The organism is Arthrobacter burdickii (genome assembly GCF_030433645.1).
Taxonomy (GTDB): Bacteria; Actinomycetota; Actinomycetes; order Actinomycetales; family Micrococcaceae; genus Arthrobacter_D; species Arthrobacter_D burdickii.
This window is the reverse complement of record NZ_JAROCG010000001.1, coordinates 2,668,010-2,686,090: the sequence shown is the minus strand read 5'-3', so window position 1 is coordinate 2,686,090 and position 18,081 is coordinate 2,668,010. Positions and strand designations below refer to the sequence as shown.

The 18,081-nt window shown below is 68.2% G+C and carries 15 protein-coding genes; 5 read left to right on the top strand and 10 right to left on the bottom strand.

Going from position 1 to position 18,081, the window contains the following annotated elements; all coding sequences use genetic code 11:
• Positions 1-7 precede the first annotated feature (7 nt).
• From pgl to tkt, 6 genes are read right to left on the bottom strand one after another with little or no spacing between them, the layout of a single operon-like run.
• Positions 8-820: a 6-phosphogluconolactonase gene (gene pgl / locus P5G52_RS12610; RefSeq protein WP_301227855.1), complete on the bottom strand. Its 813-nt coding sequence runs from the start codon at positions 818-820 to the stop codon at positions 8-10.
• Positions 810-1,754: a glucose-6-phosphate dehydrogenase assembly protein OpcA gene (locus P5G52_RS12605; RefSeq protein WP_301227854.1), complete on the bottom strand. Its 945-nt coding sequence runs from the start codon at positions 1,752-1,754 to the stop codon at positions 810-812. The genes pgl and P5G52_RS12605 overlap by 11 nt, the downstream gene beginning before the upstream one ends.
• Positions 1,751-3,295 (bottom strand): glucose-6-phosphate dehydrogenase, encoded by a 1,545-nt coding sequence (gene zwf / locus P5G52_RS12600; protein WP_301227852.1) that lies wholly within the window; start codon positions 3,293-3,295, stop codon positions 1,751-1,753. Before zwf ends, P5G52_RS12605 begins: the two co-directional genes overlap by 4 nt.
• A gap of 2 nt (positions 3,296-3,297) precedes the next feature.
• The gene (locus P5G52_RS12595) at positions 3,298-4,947 is read right to left on the bottom strand and encodes a glucose-6-phosphate isomerase (RefSeq protein ID WP_301227850.1); all 1,650 of its coding nucleotides are present in this window, start codon (positions 4,945-4,947) and stop codon (positions 3,298-3,300) included.
• A 5-nt stretch (positions 4,948-4,952) separates the two neighbouring features.
• Positions 4,953-6,062, bottom strand: coding sequence for a transaldolase (gene tal / locus P5G52_RS12590; protein ID WP_301227848.1), 1,110 nt, complete (start codon positions 6,060-6,062; stop codon positions 4,953-4,955).
• A 59-nt stretch (positions 6,063-6,121) separates the two neighbouring features.
• Positions 6,122-8,308, bottom strand: a complete 2,187-nt coding sequence (gene tkt, locus P5G52_RS12585) for a transketolase (protein ID WP_301227847.1) — start codon at positions 8,306-8,308, stop codon at positions 6,122-6,124.
• Positions 8,309-8,745: 437 nt separating this feature from the next.
• On the opposite strand from tkt, the gene P5G52_RS12580 reads away from it, so the two are divergent.
• A complete protein-coding gene (locus tag P5G52_RS12580) occupies positions 8,746-9,690 on the top strand; it encodes a heme o synthase (RefSeq protein WP_301227846.1) in 945 nt (314 codons plus the stop codon).
• 67 nt (positions 9,691-9,757) lie between these two features.
• Positions 9,758-10,660, top strand: coding sequence for a dihydrodipicolinate synthase family protein (locus P5G52_RS12575; protein WP_301227844.1), 903 nt, complete (start codon positions 9,758-9,760; stop codon positions 10,658-10,660).
• 397 nt (positions 10,661-11,057) lie between these two features.
• On the opposite strand, the gene P5G52_RS12570 is transcribed toward P5G52_RS12575, so the two are convergent.
• Together P5G52_RS12570 and P5G52_RS12565 are read right to left on the bottom strand one after the other, a co-directional pair.
• On the bottom strand, positions 11,058-11,747 hold the full coding sequence (locus tag P5G52_RS12570) for an LmeA family phospholipid-binding protein (protein ID WP_301227842.1): 690 nt from the start codon (positions 11,745-11,747) through the stop codon (positions 11,058-11,060).
• A gap of 128 nt (positions 11,748-11,875) precedes the next feature.
• The gene (locus P5G52_RS12565; protein WP_301227840.1) at positions 11,876-13,192 is read right to left on the bottom strand and encodes a hypothetical protein; all 1,317 of its coding nucleotides are present in this window, start codon (positions 13,190-13,192) and stop codon (positions 11,876-11,878) included.
• Between the two features lie 738 nt (positions 13,193-13,930).
• On the opposite strand from P5G52_RS12565, the gene P5G52_RS12560 reads away from it, so the two are divergent.
• Positions 13,931-14,905, top strand: coding sequence for a metallophosphoesterase family protein (locus P5G52_RS12560; RefSeq protein ID WP_301227839.1), 975 nt, complete (start codon positions 13,931-13,933; stop codon positions 14,903-14,905).
• Positions 14,906-14,979: 74 nt separating this feature from the next.
• On the opposite strand, the gene P5G52_RS12555 is transcribed toward P5G52_RS12560, so the two are convergent.
• A complete protein-coding gene (locus tag P5G52_RS12555) occupies positions 14,980-15,387 on the bottom strand; it encodes a VOC family protein (RefSeq protein ID WP_301227837.1) in 408 nt (135 codons plus the stop codon).
• Positions 15,388-15,473: 86 nt separating this feature from the next.
• Between P5G52_RS12555 and P5G52_RS12550 the strand changes: the two genes are divergently transcribed.
• Entirely contained in the window at positions 15,474-15,911 is a 438-nt protein-coding gene (locus P5G52_RS12550; protein ID WP_301227835.1) for a VOC family protein, read from the top strand.
• A gap of 27 nt (positions 15,912-15,938) precedes the next feature.
• Here P5G52_RS12550 and P5G52_RS12545 read toward each other — a convergent pair whose 3' ends face one another.
• Positions 15,939-16,835, bottom strand: coding sequence for a LysR family transcriptional regulator (locus P5G52_RS12545; RefSeq protein WP_301227833.1), 897 nt, complete (start codon positions 16,833-16,835; stop codon positions 15,939-15,941).
• 72 nt (positions 16,836-16,907) lie between these two features.
• On the opposite strand from P5G52_RS12545, the gene P5G52_RS12540 reads away from it, so the two are divergent.
• Positions 16,908-17,879 (top strand): DMT family transporter, encoded by a 972-nt coding sequence (locus P5G52_RS12540; protein ID WP_301227831.1) that lies wholly within the window; start codon positions 16,908-16,910, stop codon positions 17,877-17,879.
• Positions 17,880-18,081: the final 202 nt, after the last annotated feature.

The following is an 18,081-nucleotide window of genomic DNA, read 5'->3' as shown; positions in this document are numbered from 1 at the left end:
GTCCGGGTCAGCCGGTCTCCTCGTCGTCGTGGTCGATCAGACGGCCGGGCAGTTTCTGCGCGGCGTCCTGGTCGATCAGCCACAGGGTCTTCCGCACTCCACGGGCTCCGGCGGCCGGGACCTGCACGTGGCCCGCTCCGGCGAGGGCGAGGCCCACGGCGCCTGCCTTGTCACTGCCACTGACCGACAGCCAGACCTCCTGCGCGGTGTTGATGGCCTCGAGGGTCAGGGAGACGCGCTGCGGGGGAGGCTTCGGTGCATCGGCGACCCCTACGGTCGTCTCGCCCTTCGTGCGGATCCCTGCCAGCTCCGGGAAGAGGGAGGCGACGTGCGCGTCCGGCCCCACGCCGAGCAGGAGGACGTCGAAGCGCGGCAGGCGCGGATCCACCTGCCCCACGCCGTCCGCCTCGGCTTCGGCGCGTGCTGCCTCCGCCAGTTGCCGGGCGTAGTCCGCGGCCGCCGCATCCTCGTCAGGGAACTCGTCCTTCGAGCCGAACTCGTGGATCTTCACCGGGTCGACGGCGATGCGGTCGAGGAACGCGGACCGCGCCTGGACGGCGTTGCGGTCCGGGTCCTCGGCGCGCAGGAAGCGTTCGTCGCCCCACCAGAAATGCACATTGGCCCAGTCGACCGCCGTGTGTGCCGGCGACTCCACCACGGCCTGCAGTGCCGCCGTGCCGATCGAGCCGCCCGTGAGGACGACGGTCGCCGTGCCACGGTCGCTCTGCACGTCGACGAGGCGCGTGATCAGTCGTGCCGCGACGGCGGCCGCGAGGGAGGTCGGGGAAGGATGGATGCTGACTTTCGGTTCAGCGCTCACTCGTTCGCACACTCCTTAGGTTGGTTCGGGCAAGCCCCTCCGTGATGACTTCCCCGAATACCTCGTCCGGGTCCAGCCGCCTCAGCTCCTCCGCGAGGCAGTCCCGCAGGCTCCTGCGGGGGAGGGAGATGCGCTGGACCGGCTGGTGTGGTTGGTGCAGCTCCGCGACGTCGTGGCCCGGACGGTGCAACTCGACATCGCCGCCGCTCCTGGCCAGGCGCACGCGCTTGAGGCCCGTCCCGGCAGGTCCCGACACGATGGTGACGGGGGCATCCAGCGCCCTGGTCAGCCAGGCGGCGAGCAGCACCGTGCTGGGGGAGTCGGAGGCACCCTCGACTGTGACCGCGGTGATGGGCTCGTCGCCCTCCAGCTGGTCCATCACGGCCGCGAGCTGGATGCGCCAGTTGGTCAGGCGCGTCCAGGCGAGGTCCGTGTCACCGGCAGCGTAGGTGCTGCTGATGTTGAACAGCGCGTCCGTCGGGTCCGCCTCGTTCGCGGAATCGGTGATCCGGCGGTGCGCGATGCTGCCGATCGACGTCCGGCATGCTGCTTCCGGGACCCCGTGCGGCCACCAGGCCACGATCGGCGCGTCCGGCAGCAGGAGCGCGGAGACGAGGGACTCGTTCTCGTGCGCCAGCTCGCCGTACCCCCGGAGCACGACCACCTCCGATGCCCCGGCGTCGCCGCCGACGCGGATCTGGCCGTCGAGCCGGGTGGGCTCGTCCGGGGATTCCTCGGCGAGGACGATGATGCGGCACGGGTGTTCACGGCTGGCCTCGTTCGCCGCGTCGATGGCCTGCTCCTCGTAGCCGGACTTCGTGATGACGACGAGCGTCAGCACGCGGCCGAGCGCGACGACGCCGCCGCGTTCGCGCATCGCCATCAGTTCCTTCGACACCTTCGAGGTGGTGGTGTCGGGCAGGTCTACGATCATGGCCTTCTCCAGGTACGTCCGTCGGCTGCCAGCAGCTCGTCCGCGGATGCGGGGCCCCAGCTGCCGGGTACGTAGGGCTCGGGCTGTCCATCGAGGGACTCCCAGTACTGCTCGAACGGGTCGAGGATCTTCCAGGACAGCTCCACTTCCTCCTGGCGAGGGAAGAGCGGGGGCTCGCCGAGCAGGACGTCGAGGATGAGGCGCTCGTAGGCTTCGGGACTGGATTCCGTGAAGGAGTGGCCGTAGCCGAAGTCCATGGTCACGTCGCGGACCTCGGTCTGCGTTCCGGGCACCTTCGAGCCGAACCGGATCGTCACGCCCTCGTCGGGCTGCACCCGGATGACGACGGCGTTCTGTCCGAAGTCCTCCTCGTTGTGGTCGCGGAACAGGAGATTGGGAGCCCGCTTGAAGACGACGGCGATCTCCGTGACCCTGCGCCCGAGGCGCTTGCCCGCGCGCAGGTAGAACGGCACCCCGGCCCAGCGGCGCGTGTTGATGTCGAGCCGCAGCGCGGCGAAGCTCTCGGTGGTGGAGTGCGCGGGGATGCCCTCCTCCTCGAGGAAGCCGTTCACGCGTTCCCCGCCCTGCCACCCGGCCTCGTACTGGCCGCGCGCGGACCGTCCGGACAGGTCCTTCGGCAGGGCGACGGCCGCGAGGACCTTCTCCTTCTCCGCGCGGAGGTGGTCGGCATCGAACGAGATCGGTTCCTCCATCGCCGTCAGGGCGAGCAGCTGGAGCAGGTGGTTCTGGATGACGTCGCGGGCCGCGCCCACGCCGTCGTAATAGCCTGCCCGGCTGCCGATCCCGATGTCCTCGGCCATGGTGATCTGCACGTGGTCGACGTAGTTCGCGTTCCACAGCGGCTCGAAGAGCTGGTTCGCGAAGCGCAGCGCGAGGATGTTCTGGACGGTCTCCTTGCCCAGGTAGTGGTCGATGCGGAACACCGCGTCCGGAGGGAAGACCTCCTCGACGATGCTGTTCAGTTCGCGGGCGGACTCGAGATCGTGCCCGAACGGCTTCTCGATGACCACGCGGCGCCACTGGCCCTCGTCCGGGCGCGCCAGGCCATGCTCGGAGAGCTTCTGGCACACCGCCTCGAACGCATTCGGCGGGATCGAGAGGTAGAACGCGTGGTTGCCCCGGGTCCCCCTGCTCTGGTCCAGCTCGTCGATGCACTCCTTGAGGTTCTTGAACGCCTCGTCGTCGTCGAACTCACCCCGGACGAAGCGGATGCCCGCGGAGAGCTGCTCCCACACCGTCTCCTTGAACGGCGTCCGCGCGTACTGGGTCACGGACTCCTTGACCTTCTCCACGAACTCCTCGTTGCTCCAGTCGCGGCGGCCGAAGCCGACGAGACCGAAGCTCGGGGGCAGGAGCCCCCGGTTCGCGAGGTCGTAGATGGCCGGCATGAGCTTCTTCCGGGCGAGGTCGCCCGTCACGCCGAACAGGACGAGCGAGGACGGCCCGGCGATCCGGCTCAGCCGCCTGTCGCGCGAATCCCGCAGCGGATTGGCGGCTTTCGCCGTCGTGCTGAAAGGCATGCTCACCCGTTCCCGTGGGGTCCCCGGCCGGACGCGGCAAGGGAGGAGATGACATTGCGCAGCTGCTCGACACCCGCTGCGCGTTCCGTGAGGTGCAGGCGGAGGACGGGGCGTCCATGGTCGGCCAGGACCTGTGCGTCCCCTGCGGCCTGCGCTGAGATGAGTTCCCCGAAGGTGAAGGGCCGGTCCGGAATGGCCAGGTCGGCGCTGGTCGCCCCGGTCAGCTGCAGGTACGAGCCGATGGGCGAGCCGCCCTTGTGGTACTGGCCGGTGGAGTGCAGGAAGCGCGGACCCCAGCCGAACGTGACCGGACGGCCCGTCGCCGCGGCCAGCGGCGAGCGGATCTCCTCGAGGGCTGCCTGGCGGTGGCGGTCGAGGTAGGCCTGCACCGAGAGGTAGCCGTTCGCGGGCAGGGTGGCGAGGAGGGCTTCGAGGGCCTCTGCCACCGTGCTCGAGGATCCGAGGAGCTGCGCGTCTCCGCGCACTTCCACGGCACCATCGACGAAGGCGGCGGGAGCCGGCTCCGGCTGCGCGTCCAGCAGGCCGCGGGCCGCCTTCTTCGCGGCCTCGACGTCGGGCTGGTCGAACGGGTTGATGCCGAGCAGTCGTCCCGCGACGGCGACCGCGTATTCCCAGACGAACAGCTGGCTGCCCAGGCTGCCGCTCACGGTCACGCGCGTGCCGTCGGTCAGCTCGTCGCTCGGCGCCTCGTCGAACGGGGCCAGGACGACGGGCAGGACGTCGTCGGCCACGTCGGCGAGCTCAGGAGCACCCGTCGAGGCGACGACCGGCAGCAGGCCGGTGCCGAGCTTGCCCGTGGACTCCGCGATGAGCTGTTCCGCCCAGTCGGCGAAGCCGGGAAGACCGGAACCGGCGTCGGCGAAGACGATCTTGTCGCGAAGCGGGTTGGTCCCGCCGAGGACGGCGCCGAGCTGGAGGCCGACGTTGTCGGAGTCGTCGTCGCCGAGGAATTCGGCGCTGTCCTCGGCATCGTCGAGGAGTGTCCCGATGTCCGCACCGGCGAGGCCCGACGGGACGAGCCCGAACGCCGTCAGCGCCGAGTACCGGCCACCGACCTCGGGGTTGGCGTTGAAGACCTTGCGGTATCCGGCCTTCCTCGATGCCTCGTCGAGCGGGGAGCCCGGATCGGTCACGATGATGATGCGCGAGGCGGCATCGATGCCGGCGTCCGTGAACGCCTGCTCGAACAGGCGGCGCTGCGAGTCCGTCTCCACGGTGGAGCCGGACTTCGACGACACCACGATGGCCGTGCGCTGCAGGTCCTCCTCGAGGGCCGCACGCACCTGCTCGGGATCGGTGGCATCCAGGACGACGAGCGGCACGCCCGCTTCCTTCGTGATCACTTCCGGCGCGAGCGACGAACCGCCCATGCCGCAGAGCACGATCCGGTCGACGCCTTCCGCGTGGAGGTCCGCCCGAAGCCCAGCGATCTCCGGCAGGAGGGCGCGAGAGCCTTCGAACAGGTCGATCCAGCCGAGGCGGATCGAGGCCTCCGCCTCGGCGTCGGCACCCCAGAGGGTGGCGTCCTTCGCCAGCAGGCGGGAGGCGAAGCGGTCCTTCACCAGTGCAGGCACCGCCGACTCGACGGCGGCAAGGGCCGCGCCGGACGCGGTGAGAGCGAATGCGCCCATGAGTGTCAGCCCTTCGCTGCGTCGAGTGCGGTCTGGACGGTCTCGAGCAGTTCGGACCAGCTGGTGACGAACTTGTCCAGGCCCTCGGTCTCGAGCGTGTCGACGACCTCGTCGTAGGAGACGCCGACGGCGTCGAGCCGGTTCAGGATCTCGTTGGACTCCTCGTAGGTGCCGGTGACCGTGTCGCCCTCGATGACGCCGTGGTCGGCCGTGGCCTGGAGCGTCTTCTCGGGCATGGTGTTCACGACGTTCGGCGCGACGAGGCCGGTGACGTAGAGGGTGTCGGGGAGGTTGGGGTCCTTGACACCGGTCGACGCCCAGAGGGGGCGCTGTGCGTTCGCGCCCGCGTTCTTGAGGACCTGCCAGCGCTCGGTGGAGAACTGCTCCTCGAAGATCTGGTAGGCCAGGCGCGCGTTGGCCAGGCCGGCCTTGCCCTTGAGCGCCGTGGCCTCGGCGGTCCCGATTCTGTCGAGTTGTGCGTCGATCTCGGCGTCGACGCGGGAGACGAAGAACGAGGCGACGGAGGTGATCTTGGACAGGTCGTGGCCCTTCTCCCTGGCCTGCTCGAGGCCGGTCAGGTAGGCGTTGATGACGGCACGGTAGCGCTCGAGGGAGAAGATCAGCGTGACGTTGACGCTGATGCCCGCAGCCAGCGTCGAGGAGATGGCCTCCAGGCCCTCGACGGTCGCCGGGATCTTGATCAGGACGTTGGTGCGCTGGACCTTCGCGTGCAGGCGCTTGGCCTCGGCCACGGTCCCGGCGGTATCGCGTGACAGGCGCGGGTCGACCTCGATGGAGACGCGGCCGTCGGCGCCGTTCGTGCGCTCGGCCTCCTCGGCGAAGATGTCGCATGCCTGCGCGACGTCGTGCGTGGTGATGTCGAAGACGGCCTGGTCGACGTCGGCGCCGGCCTCGGCCAGGGCGCCGACCTGCGAGGCGTAGGACTCGCCCTTCTTCAGCGCTGCGGCGAAGATGCTGGGGTTGGTCGTGACGCCCACGACGTTGAGGTCCTCGATGAGGTGCTTGAAGGCACCGGAGTTGATGCGCTCCCTCGAGAGGTCGTCGAGCCAGATCGATACGCCGGCGGCCGAGAGGTCAGCTGTGGGTGTTGACATGATGTACTCCTTGTCCGCTTCCGCGGAATGTGTGCTGGATTCTGACGGAGGGTACGGAACTACTGGTGGTCGCCGGTCTCGGTGGCGCGGTGACCGGAGGGCAGTGCCGCCGTGCCGTTGGGCGCCAGGGGATCGGACGCGACGGCCTGGAGGGAGTCCTTCGCGGCGGCGACGACGGCCTCGGCGGTGATGCCGAATTCGCGGTAGAGCGTCTTGTAGTCGGCGGACGCACCGAAGTGCTCCAGGGATACGCTGCGGCCGGCGTCGCCGACGATCCCGTGCCAGCTCTGCGAGACGCCTGCCTCCACCGATACGCGGGCGCGGACGGTGCGCGGCAGGACGCTGTCGCGGTAGGCCGCGTCCTGGGCGTTGAACCACTCCAGGCATGGCATCGAGACGACGCGGGCCGCGATGCCTTCCGCCTCGAGGGCCTCGCGGGCTTCCACCGCGAGCTGGACCTCGGAACCGGTACCGATCAGGATGACGTCGGGCGAGCCGTTCTTCGCCTCGGCGAGCACGTAGCCGCCCTTCGCGACGCCCTCGACCGAACCGAAGGTGTCGCCCTCGGCCGCACCCTCCCCCCGCTCGTACGTCGGGATGTTCTGGCGGGTCAGCACGATGCCGGCGGGGTTCTCGGTGTTCTCGAGGATCGTGCGCCAGGCGACGGCGACCTCGTTCGCATCCCCCGGGCGGACGACGTCGAGTCCGGGAATGGCCCGCAGCGAGGAGAGCTGCTCGACCGGCTGGTGCGTGGGACCGTCCTCGCCGAGGCCGATCGAGTCGTGCGTCCAGACGTAGATCGCCGGAACGCCCATGAGGGCGCCGAGGCGCACGGCTGGGCGCTGGTAGTCACTGAAGATCAGGAACGTGCCCGAGAACGCGCGGGTGCTGCTGTGCATCACGATGCCGTTGACGATGGCCGCGGCAGCGTGCTCGCGGATACCGAAGTGCAGGACGCGCCCGTACTCGTTGCCCGACCAGGCCTTGGTCTGGCGGCTCGGCGGGATGAACGACGGCGATCCCTCGATGGTCGTGTTGTTCGACTCCGCGAGGTCGGCGCTGCCGCCCCACAGTTCGGGAAGCACCGGGCCGATGGCCGTGAGGACCTTGCCGGACGCGGCGCGGGTGGACATGTCCTTGCCCGCCTCGAACGCCGGCAGGGCCGATTCCCAGCCCTCGGGCAGGGTGCGCGCCTGGATGCGCTCGAGCAGGGCGGCCTCCTCGGCGTGCCCGGCCTTCCAGGCGTCGAAGCCCTCCTGCCAGGCGCTGTGGGCCTCGGCGCCGCGCTGCACGATGCCGCGAGCGTGCTCCAGGACCTCCGGGTCGACCTCGAAGTGCTTCTCCGGGTCGAAGCCCAGGGCTTCCTTCAGGGCGGCGACCTCGTCCTTGCCGAGAGCCGAGCCGTGGATCTTGCCGGTGTTCTGCTTGTTCGGAGCCGGGTAGCCGATGATGGTGCGCAGCGAGACGATCGAAGGCTTCGAGGTCTCGTTCTTCGCGGCGACGAGGGCCGAGTAGAGCTCCTCGACGTCCTCGACGTACTCGCCGGTCTTGGTCCAGTCGACCCGCTGGGTGTGCCAGCCGTAGGCCTCGTAGCGCTTGAGGACGTCCTCGGTGAACGAGATGTCCGTGTCGTCCTCGATGGAGATGTGGTTCTCGTCGTAGATCACCACGAGGTTGCCGAGCTCCTGGTGTCCGGCCAGCGACGAGGCCTCGGCGGTCACGCCTTCCTGGAGGTCGCCGTCGGAGGCGATGACCCAGATGGTGTGGTCGAAGGGGCTTGTTCCGGCGGGAGCATCGGCGTCGAACATGCCGCGCTGGCGGCGCTGGCCGTAGGCGAAGCCGACCGACGACGCCAGGCCCTGGCCCAGCGGGCCCGTGGTGATCTCCACGCCCTTGGTGTGCCGGTACTCGGGGTGGCCGGGGGTCAGTGAACCCCACGTGCGCAGCGCCTGCAGGTCACCGAGCTCCAGGCCGTAGCCGGCCAGGTAGAGCTGGATGTAGAGGGTGAGCGAGGTGTGCCCGGGGGAGAGGACGAAACGGTCCCGGCCCGTCCACTCCGGATCCGACGGATCGTGCCGCATCAGCTTCTGGAACAGGAGGTACGCCGCCGGCGCCAGGCTCATCGCCGTCCCCGGGTGGCCGTTGCCCACCTTCTCCACCGCGTCCGCGGCCAGGATACGGACCGTGTCGACCGCCTTCTGGTCGAGTTCGGTCCAGGTCAATTCCTGCTGTTGCGTCTGTGGCACGTTTCCGGGCCCCTCTCTGTCCGGAACGGCGGCTGACGGGTGCGTGCCTCCAGGCACGCGGTCAGGCCGGCCGTTCACCATTGAATCCTGCAAAGTTCGGCGCCGAGCGAGGCAGCAACCAGCCCGGACTGTTCGTTCCGGGCATGCTTCCGCAGCGGGCTTTCAAAGCCACACTATCCCTTCCGGCTTCTGTTCGGCCGTGGGAGTCGAAGAATGTCGTAACTCACATTCCCGGGTTGCGCGGGGCCGATCAGGACCGACCCGTGGCGCATCGCCGACGAGCCCACCGGCCCCGGCGACTCAGCCGGGCGCCGCCGTCGTGCTGGGGAGGGCGGCGGACGGGGATCGCGCATCAGATTCCACCCCGATTTCTACACGGTGTAAAAGGGTATGATGGGCATTGTCTTTTCCTCCGGAAGAATCGAAAGTGTTGCCTTGTGAAGACCCAGCAGGTTCCTGCTCCGGCACGTTCCCCGCAGGCCCGTCAGGGTGTCGGCCGCAAAGCGAAGGCCTACCTCGCTCTGACGAAGCCTCGCGTGATCGAACTTCTCCTGGTGACCACCCTTCCCACGATGATCTTCGCGCAGGGCGGGTTCCCGCCGCTCGGGCTGATCCTGGCGACCATGGTCGGGGGAGCACTGGCCGCCGGTAGCGCGGGTGCCTTCAACTGCTACATCGACCGCGACATCGACAAGCTGATGCACCGCACAGAGAATCGTCCACTCGTCACGGGTGAGGTCACTCCCCGGGAAGCCCTCGTCTTCTCCTGGATCCTCGGCATCGTCGCCATCGCCGTCCTGTGGTTCGGGGCGAATGCGCTGACGGGGATGCTCGGCGTCGCGGCGATCTTCCTCTACGTCGTGGTCTACACACTCGTGCTGAAGCGCCGCACGTCGCAGAACATCGTGTGGGGAGGCGCCGCGGGCTGCATGCCCGTCCTCATCGCCTGGGCCGCGGTGACGAACTCGGTCGAGTGGCCCGCCGTCGTCCTGTTCCTGATCATCTTCCTGTGGACGCCCCCGCACTACTGGCCGCTGTCCATGAAGTACAGCGACGACTACAACGCCGCCAGCGTCCCCATGCTCGGTGCGATCGCCGGGGCCCGCGTGGTGTCCATCCAGGTGGTCCTCTACGCCTGGGCCATGGTGGCCTGCTCGCTCCTGCTGGTCCCTGCCGGTGCAGGATGGGTGTACACGGTCGCAGCGCTCCTCGGCGGCGCCTGGTTCCTCCGCGAGTCGCACCGGCTGTACTCGCTCGCCCAGCAGGGCGAGCTGAACAACAAGGCGGCGATGAAGGTCTTCCACGGCTCCATCAGCTACCTGACCGTGCTCTTCCTCGCCCTCGCGATCGATCCCTTCGTCGGATCGGCCATCCTGCCCTGATCGGGTTCTGACCGCACCCGGGTCCTCGGCGCACGGCCCGCCTCCGGAAGCGCCTAGGCTGGCTTCCATGGATTTCACCGGGCTCATCGCCTATCCCGTCACACCGTTCGATGCCGAGGGCAGGGTCAGCCACGAGGACCTCCGGGGATTCGTCGGCGCCCTGGCGTCCTCGGGCGTCGACGCGATCACCGTGCTGGGCTCATCGGGCAGCTTCGCGTACCTCGACCGGGCGGAGCGTTCCAGCGTCGCGCGCACCGCCATCGAGGCGGTGGACGGGCGGCTCCCGGTAGCCGTGGGCATCAGCTCGGTGGGCACCCGCGAGGTGCTCGACGCCGCGGTGGACGCGCAGGTGGCCGGCGCGGCCGGGCTCGTCCTGTCGCCGGTCTCCTACGTTCCCCTCACCGACGACGAGGTCCTGACCCAGGTCCGGGCGGTGTGTGAGGCCACGGACCTCCCCGTCTGCCTCTACAACAACCCGGGAACCACGCAGTTCGACTACTCGCTGCGGGTGGTCGCCGAACTGTCCGCGCTGCCGGAGGTGGTGGCGTTCAAGGACACGGCCGCCGATGCCGCCACCTTCAACGCGCGCCATGCCGAACTGGCCGCCCTCGTTCCGGGGGGTGCCCTCAGCCACGGGGTGAGCGGGGATGTCCTGATGATGTCGGGGGAGATTGCGGCGGATGCGTGGCACAGCGGCCCCGCGGCACTTCTGCCGGCCTATTACAGCCGCCTGAGGTCGGCTGTCGTGGCGGGCGACCAGTCCGAGATCGACCGCGTCCGGCACGTCCTCGCTCCCCTCGTGGACCACGTCGCGGGGCTCCGGAAGATCAGCGGGCTGCACCTGCTGGCGCGCGCCTGCGGCGTCGCGGCCGGGGATCCGCGCCCGCCGCTGTTGCCGAGTCCCGGTTCCGAACTGCGCGAGCTGGGACGGCTGCTCGACGTCCTCGAGGCGGAGTTCGGCGACCGCTGACGGTGCGTGGAGCCCGCCCCTCGCAGGGGTCCTGACCGCTGCGGGCCTTGGACGCACAGGAGGCCGGACCCCAGATGGGTGGTCCGGCCTCCTGTGGCGGGATCGGGTTACTTCTGATCGCCGTCTTTGCCGTCGAAGGCGTCCTTGGCCTTGTCCTTGGCCTGGTCGACCTTCTCGGGGTTGTCCTGTGCATAGTCCTTGGCTTTGCCAGCCATTCCACCAATGTCCGCCATAGAGTGATCCTTCCGTCGAACCGGTCCGCGGCTTCGCCGTGGGCTGCCGTGGTGTGACGGAATCAGAGTGCACCGCGAACGGCGTCAACACCATGGCAGATCTGTCTCAGGAAGCCGATTGACAGTCCTCGCCACTCGGTGCAGAGCCCCGGGGGCGGGTGGGGTCACGGGACGAGCGTGACGTCCTCACCGAGGAGGCTTGCACGGAAGCCGTCGCTCTGGACGGTGACGTCCTGGAGTACGAGGCCTTCGGGCAGGCCTTCGACGTGGTGCTCGATGGTCACGAACCTGCGCACGGCCGCGGCGGCGGTATCCGCGAGGAAGTCGGGCCCTCCGACATCGATCGACCGGGGCTCGAGCACGATCCTGCCGCCCTGGACCTCGACCGTGCCGGTGGCGACCACGCGCAGTTCGCGGCCAAGGGCCTCGACGGTGCGAACCACCGTGGCCTGGCCGTCGTCGGCGGCGCGCACCACAGTGCCACGACCGAGGTCGTCGGCAACGACCGCGAACGGCACGGTCGCGTCCACAGCGAGCCGTGCAGCAACCAGTCCGTCCGGCCCTGTGACCACGTCCTGCCCGACGGCCCGGACGTTCCGGAGCGTCGAGTCCCCGGTGGCCACTGTCCCGGCATCCAGTGCAAGGTCGGCGAACCACACCTCGTCCTCGCGCAGGTCGGCGGGAGGTTCACGGCCCGGCAGGCCAGGGGCCATCGTCGGCGACGCCTCAGGCGCTGCTTTGCTGTCGCCGACAGGGTTGCTCACCACCCACCAGAGGATTCCGAGTGCGACCCCCAGGACGAGGACCATCCCGAGAGCCCCTATCAGCCAGTCCTTCGCGCGCGTCCACTCCATGGGGACAGTCTGATGGCTCACCACCCAGGATGCGTGACGCGACCCCGACACGCTCGATGGACTGGTACCGCTGGAAGGCTATGAGCCCCTGACCTCCGACAGTCCCGTCACGCCACCGGTCGTCACCGTTACTCCGGTCGGGCGGCGGCCGGCGTCGGCGCCTCTGTCGGATCCGTCGGATCGCCGCCGCCGCTACCGCCGGTGGGGTCGTAGTAGTGCCAGTACCGGCTTGTGGTGTTCACGTCGGCGAGTATCAGCAGGCCACTGTCGGCTGTGCCTTGCGCCGCGCTGTTGAGGTTCTGCTTCGTGGAGGTCACGTTGTGGACGTACTGGTCGGCGTCGACGATGCGGGGGATCTTCGGGGCGGTGCTGAAGTCGATATCGTCCAGCGGTGTGGATTTTTCGTAGATCGCACCCCCGGTGCTGTTGCAGACGCCGGCGTCCGTCGTGTCGCCGGGCTTGGGGTAGGTGGCGAAGGTCCGCAGCATCCGGGTGCTCTCATCGATCATGACGACCATCCGGTTCGGACACTCCGCCACGGTCGCGATCGTGTGCGCCGTCCACGTCTCGGTTGCGCTATTCAGTGCCAGCAGCTGGATCAGCGGCTCGGAGGGGGCCGTGTACGAGGTCTTGACAGCGGCGAACACCCTGCCGTCCGAGGAGCCCAGCCGTTTCAGGTTGATGTGGTCATCCCCGCTGTTCTGCCCCAACACGGCCGCTACCGGAGTGCTCCAGTCGGTGTCCGGTGCGCCATCGACGTGGTAGCTCCAGTACCTGCCGTCGGTGGCGTCGCCGACCTGCCGGCTCCACATCACGCCGATCTTGTTCCCGTCGAAGGCGATGACCGCCGAGGTGTCGTCCACGGACACGTTGCCCAACCCTTGGGGGCTCGATGACGCGGGATGCGCGAACGGCGTCCCCCAGTACCTGCCATCGGTGCCGGTGGCGTTCAGGTAGATCCGGTTGCCCTGCTGCCAGGTGGCCCACATCCGGCCGGTGGAGTCCTTGTCGATGGTCAGCGCCTCGACGCGCTCGTCGTTGATCCGGGTGGCACTGAGCAGCGTGTACGTCTTCGTGCTCCAGTTGTAGCTGTAACGCCGCATCGTCGTCGGGAAGCCCGGTTCGGCCGGCAGGCCGTCGTTGACGAACCGGTAGCTGGCCACGTTCAGGGTCGTCCCGTCCCACAGCACGTCGTGGTGCGTGCTGGCCCGCGGGTCCGTCGCCACACCCGTATCGATCCACGAGCTCGTTGCGGCATCGAACCGGAAGATATGGAAATCGGAGCTGGCGGTGTCCCACAGGTTCCCCCACCAGGACCCGTCGTTGAACCACAGCGCACTCGTGGCCCGTTTCGTCCCGATCGGCGACGGCGTCCCCGCATGCAAGGGGCCCTCGACGCCGGCATCGCCCGGCTCCGCCGCGCTTGCCGCTGGTCGCGGTGCCACCGCCGAGCCAGCCGAGCCGGCCGATGGAGCCGATGGAGCCGATGGAGTTGTGGGCTCGGTTGCTGATGTCGGTGGTGCCGTCGATGGGACCCGATCATCGAAGCCGGTGGTGGCGTTACTCGCGGTTGAACAACCCGTGAGCAGTAAGACAGCGAGCGCCGCACACACCAGATGTCTGCGGCGGTCGCTGAATGAACTGATCATGAGGTTTTTCATGGTCCCATCAGTGTGTACTGCTGGGTTTCCCCAGCACGTGGCCGCCACCGTGGTCGAGGACGCCGGTGGTGGAGCGGTATCGCGGATCGTCAGTGATCCCCTTCCGGCCAGACACTACGGGCCGACCGACAGCAACACCGTGAGTGATGCCTACCCGACTTTACGGTCGTGCTACGCGATCCACTACCTAATCCGCTTGTGCGACCACCTACTGGTGGTATTCCCGCTGAAGGGGAAGCGACGTCCTGACACCGGTCTCCGGTATCTGCGACAACCACCTGTTCGTTCCCGCTCTGCTACTCGAACCTCTCAGAACCGCGCCGGTAGTGTTGCCGCATCCTGGTCAGCGACCCTACGGTTGAGGATCATCGCAACGAATGTACGGAGCACCGGGGGACCTGCTTCAACAATCCTTCGACCATGGTTCAGCAGCGCGACCACTGCCGAGCCGTTCCGCACCACCAGAGGTTGCCGCCCACCCTCCGGGGCGGGCGGTGACCCTGTATGCATGGGGGGTATCGGATGCAGCCAGCACGTTCTCGTCCCGGGTCCTTCCGGAAAGCGGCGGCGATCGTCGCAGCGCTCCTGGCGGTCTCCGTCACCGGGTGCACCCTCCCGCCGGGCGATGTTCGGATTGCTGCTGTCGGTGACATGAACGGTGCCAAGACCGATGATCCTGATAGCCCGTCCGGCCGGAACGGTGCGGCGATCACCCGGCTCGTGGAGAACGACGAGATCGACGCATTCCTGGGGCTCGGGGACTTCCAGTACGACACCGCGTACTGCGCCGACTACGTGGACTACTGGAAGCGGCTGTGGGGCGGCACGATGCCCAAGCTGTACTGGGTGTCCGCCCCCAACCACGACTGGGAACCCGGCCGCAACGAAGACCTCGACAACTTCATGAACGGGCAATGCCCGGGGTCCACGGCGAAGGCTGCCATCAACGAGCAGCGCGGGTTCATCGGCAACGGGAAACCGTATTCGAAGGACTTCGGAACCTGGCACTTCGCGTTCCTGTCGTCCGCGCACTGGGAGTACGATTCCACGAAGGCCCGGGAGATGACCGAGTGGCTGGACAACGACCTCGCTGCTGCTCGGGCGGCCGGAAAGCACCTGGCCGTCGTCTACCACGAACCGTACTTCACATCGAACACCGACCAACATGAGCGGGCCGCCGACCACAAGCCGTGGATCGACGTGATGTGGAAGCACAGGGTCCGCCTGACCCTGTCAGGGTCACAGCACAACTACGAACGCTCCTGTCCGGTGGACAACGCCGACCGGTGCGTCAGTGACGGGATGACAGCGTTCCAGGTCTCCACGGGAGGTGTCGGCCTCCGCTCCTTCACCAGCCGTCCGCCGTACATCGAGAAACGGTTCAGCGACACCCACGGGTACCTCCGATTGACGCTTCGGGGGGACGGGTCTTTCGACTGGGAGTTCGTTCCGACGACGGGGTCGAGCACGGACTCAGGGACGCGTTCCGCACCGTAACGATAGCCGTGACCCGCATCCCGGGGCGGGTCGCGGGTCAGGGCGAAGCCGCCGGCCGGCGCCCGTCGGAGGAATCACGGTCCGTGGTCCGGCTCGTATCCGATGAGCCAGTGCAGGCCGTGGCGGTCGATCACCTGACCATCGGATGCACCCCACGGTTTCGGGGCCAGAGGATCGATCACGGTTCCCCGGACAGCCAACCTGTCGAACCACTGGTGCAGCGCCGACGGTTCGGCAGTACCCAGGAGTGAGAGCATCAGTCCTTCGCAGCGGATCGTTTCCTCTCCTGCCGGTGCGTCTGCTCCAGCGAGGGCGACGGCGCCGTCGAGCACTCCATGCGCGACGGCATCCGGGGGCCCGTCCGTCCTGGCGAAGTCCTGGTAGGTGAACAGGGACACTTCGCCGCCGAAGACCTCCGCGTAGAACCCCAGCGCTTCACGCGCGGTCCCTGGGAAGCTGATGTAGATCTGTGGTGAAGCCATCCTGCACCGCTCCTCTTGCCACGGAGTGTGGCCTCGCGCTGACCCTGCGATCGCCTGCTGTGCCACCACTTGGTAGCGTGTGCCGCATGCCCATCACACTCGAGAATATAGGCATCGCTGTCCGCGACCTCGAAGCGGCGATCGCCTTTTTCACCGACCTCGGGCTCACCGTCCTCGGTCGTGACACCGTCAGCGGAGAATGGGCGGACACCGCCGTCGGCCTCGATGGCAACCATGCCCGCATCGCCATGCTCCAGACACCGGACGGCCACGGGCGCCTCGAGCTCTTCGAGTACCTGAATCCCGCAGCGATCGAGACGGAACCCACCCTGCCCAACAAGATCGGCATGCACCGCGTGGCCTTCTCGGTCGACGATATCGACGAGGCCCTGGAGATCGCGGCGAGACACGGCTGTCACCCGCTGCGCGGCGTGGCGACCTACGGGGACGTCTACAAGCTCACCTACGTCCGCGGCCCGAGCGGCATCATCGTCATGCTCGCCGAGGAGCTGAACAAGAACTGACCGCGGGCCGATCCTCCTGCAGGACGTCTAGGTGGGGAGTGCACTTCCGCGGAGAGCGTTGACGACGGTGCGGACGGCGGTGCGGTGCAGCGCTTCAGGCCGGCAAAGGATGTCGACGCATCGACCCAGGTGCAGGTCGCTGAGTGGCTTGAGGACTATCCCGCTACCGGGGTGCGGTGCCGCGGTGTAGCGGGGCATCAGTGCAAGAGCGGGGCCGGCTGCCACGATCGCGGCAGCAACGAAGAACTCGTTGATCCGGTGCGTGATGTCGAGGGGTTTGCCTGCGTGGACGGCGATACTTTCCAGCGCGGCAACGAGGGGGAATCCGTCCTGGACGGAGACCCACTGCTCATCGATCAGCTCCGCGACGCTGACGGCGGGTTGGCCGGCCAGGCGGTGGTCACACGCCATGGCGACGTCCAGGGGTTCGCGCACCAGTGGCAGCGCCGTGATGGATGCGGGCCACGGGGCGCTGTGCTCGAGGCGGTGGGCGATGACGAGGTCGTAATCGGCCGTCAGGGCGGGGAAGCCGTCCTGCCCCACATCACGATCGTGGCAGACCAGCCGTGGGTTCCCTTCGCCTGCCAGATCCCTGAGCAGTCGGCCGAAGTAGCTCAGGCCGGCGCTGGTGAACGCGGAGATGCTCACCGTCGCGGTGGGGTCCTGCACATACCGGTTCACGGCCTGCTCGGCCGAGCTCATGGCCACACCGATCTGCATCGCGGCCTCGGCCAGTGCCTGCCCGGCGCCGGTCAGGACAAGGGTCCGCCCCCTGCGTTCCGTCAGAGGCACCTCCACCCGGCGCTGTAACGCGGTGAGTTGCTGCGACACGGCAGACGGGGAGACGTGCAACGCCCGTGCCACTGCAGCCAGGCTTCCACGCTCTCCCAACTCCCGAAGCAGTCGTAACTGGTGAAGATCCATAAGCAAACGCTAAACCATGGATTCACCAAGTGCCCTCTCGTCTAACTCCTGCGGAAGCGGAAGACTCAAGGAGTGCCTTCTCCTTCCTCCGTGGTCCCGCCCCCTCCGCACCCCCCGATCAGAGGGCGGGCCCCGATCGTCTCCTTCCTTGCCGCGCGGCGGGTCGATGTGCTCCTCCTCCTGGTGGCCATCGTCTGGGGCAGTAGTTACCTGGCGGCCAAATTCCTGACCGACACGGTCGACGTCCCCGTCATCCTGTCGCTGCGGTTCCTCATCACGACCGGGGCGCTGGTGGTGATCTCGCTGCTCTGGAAGCGCCGCAGGATCAGTCTCCGGGAAGGTGTCGTCGGCGTCGTGCTGGGCTCCACCCAGGCAGCCGTACTCATCCTGGAGACTTGGGGGATCGCCGGCACCAGTGCCACGAACGCGGGGCTGATCATCAGCCTGGTCATCGTCTTCACCCCGGTCACCGAGAGCATCGCCTTCCGCGTGAAGCTGCCGCGCATGCTGTTCGTCGCAGGCGTGATCGCCGTCGTGGGCGTGTGCCTGCTCGTCTCCGGGGACGGATTCGTGGCTCCGACCCTCGGGGATGCCCTGATGCTCGCCGCGGCGATCGTCCGCTCGATCCACGTCACCGCGGTGTCCGCCCTCACTCGAGGACGCGGCTTCGGCGCCCTGAATCTGACCCTGGTGCAGAGCGCTCTCTGCGCGACCGCCTACACAGCCGCAGGCCATTCCCGCGTTCTCGCCGCCGTGCGGACCTTCAGCGCGGGTGAGTGGGCCGGTGTGGTCTACCTCGGGCTCGCCTGCAGTGTCTTCGCGTTCCTCGTCCAGACCTGGGCCATCCAGCAGACCTCCGCCTCGCGCGCCAGCCTCCTCATGGGAACCGAACCCATCTGGGCTGTCCTCATCGGACTCACCATCGGACAGGAGACCCTGGCCCTTCCCGGAGTCCTCGGCGCCGCACTCATCGTCACGGGCACGTACCTCGGACTTCGAGCCGAGACCCACCACAGGAACCTGCTGCCACCCCACTCCGGGTGAGGCCACGCCGCGCGCGCCTCCCCGGACGGGACTAGGCAGACGTCAGGCCGAGGTGCCTCATCCCGCCTGCGGCTGGTGCGCCCCCGTGAACGGGCGCCGTTGCCCGTCGACGGGCTACCGGCCACCGTATAATCCGAGCATGCCGATCATGCGCCCCCACCGCGGTCCCCGTCCCCAGCAGTGCGCCCTCGGGCAGGGGGGC

Excerpts from the sequence above, each read along its gene's own strand:
- P5G52_RS12605 (WP_301227854.1), bottom strand. The coding sequence starts at position 1,754 with ATGATCGTAGACCTGCCCGACACCACCACCTCGAAGGTGTCGAAGGAA.
- zwf (WP_301227852.1), bottom strand. The coding sequence starts at position 3,295 with ATGCCTTTCAGCACGACGGCGAAAGCCGCCAATCCGCTGCGGGATTCG.
- P5G52_RS12595 (WP_301227850.1), bottom strand. The coding sequence starts at position 4,947 with ATGGGCGCATTCGCTCTCACCGCGTCCGGCGCGGCCCTTGCCGCCGTC.
- tal (WP_301227848.1), bottom strand. The coding sequence starts at position 6,062 with ATGTCAACACCCACAGCTGACCTCTCGGCCGCCGGCGTATCGATCTGG.
- P5G52_RS12575 (WP_301227844.1), top strand. The coding sequence starts at position 9,758 with ATGGATTTCACCGGGCTCATCGCCTATCCCGTCACACCGTTCGATGCC.
- P5G52_RS12570 (WP_301227842.1), bottom strand. The coding sequence starts at position 11,747 with ATGGAGTGGACGCGCGCGAAGGACTGGCTGATAGGGGCTCTCGGGATG.
- P5G52_RS12560 (WP_301227839.1), top strand. The coding sequence starts at position 13,931 with ATGCAGCCAGCACGTTCTCGTCCCGGGTCCTTCCGGAAAGCGGCGGCG.
- P5G52_RS12555 (WP_301227837.1), bottom strand. The coding sequence starts at position 15,387 with ATGGCTTCACCACAGATCTACATCAGCTTCCCAGGGACCGCGCGTGAA.
- P5G52_RS12550 (WP_301227835.1), top strand. The coding sequence starts at position 15,474 with ATGCCCATCACACTCGAGAATATAGGCATCGCTGTCCGCGACCTCGAA.
- P5G52_RS12545 (WP_301227833.1), bottom strand. The coding sequence starts at position 16,835 with ATGGATCTTCACCAGTTACGACTGCTTCGGGAGTTGGGAGAGCGTGGA.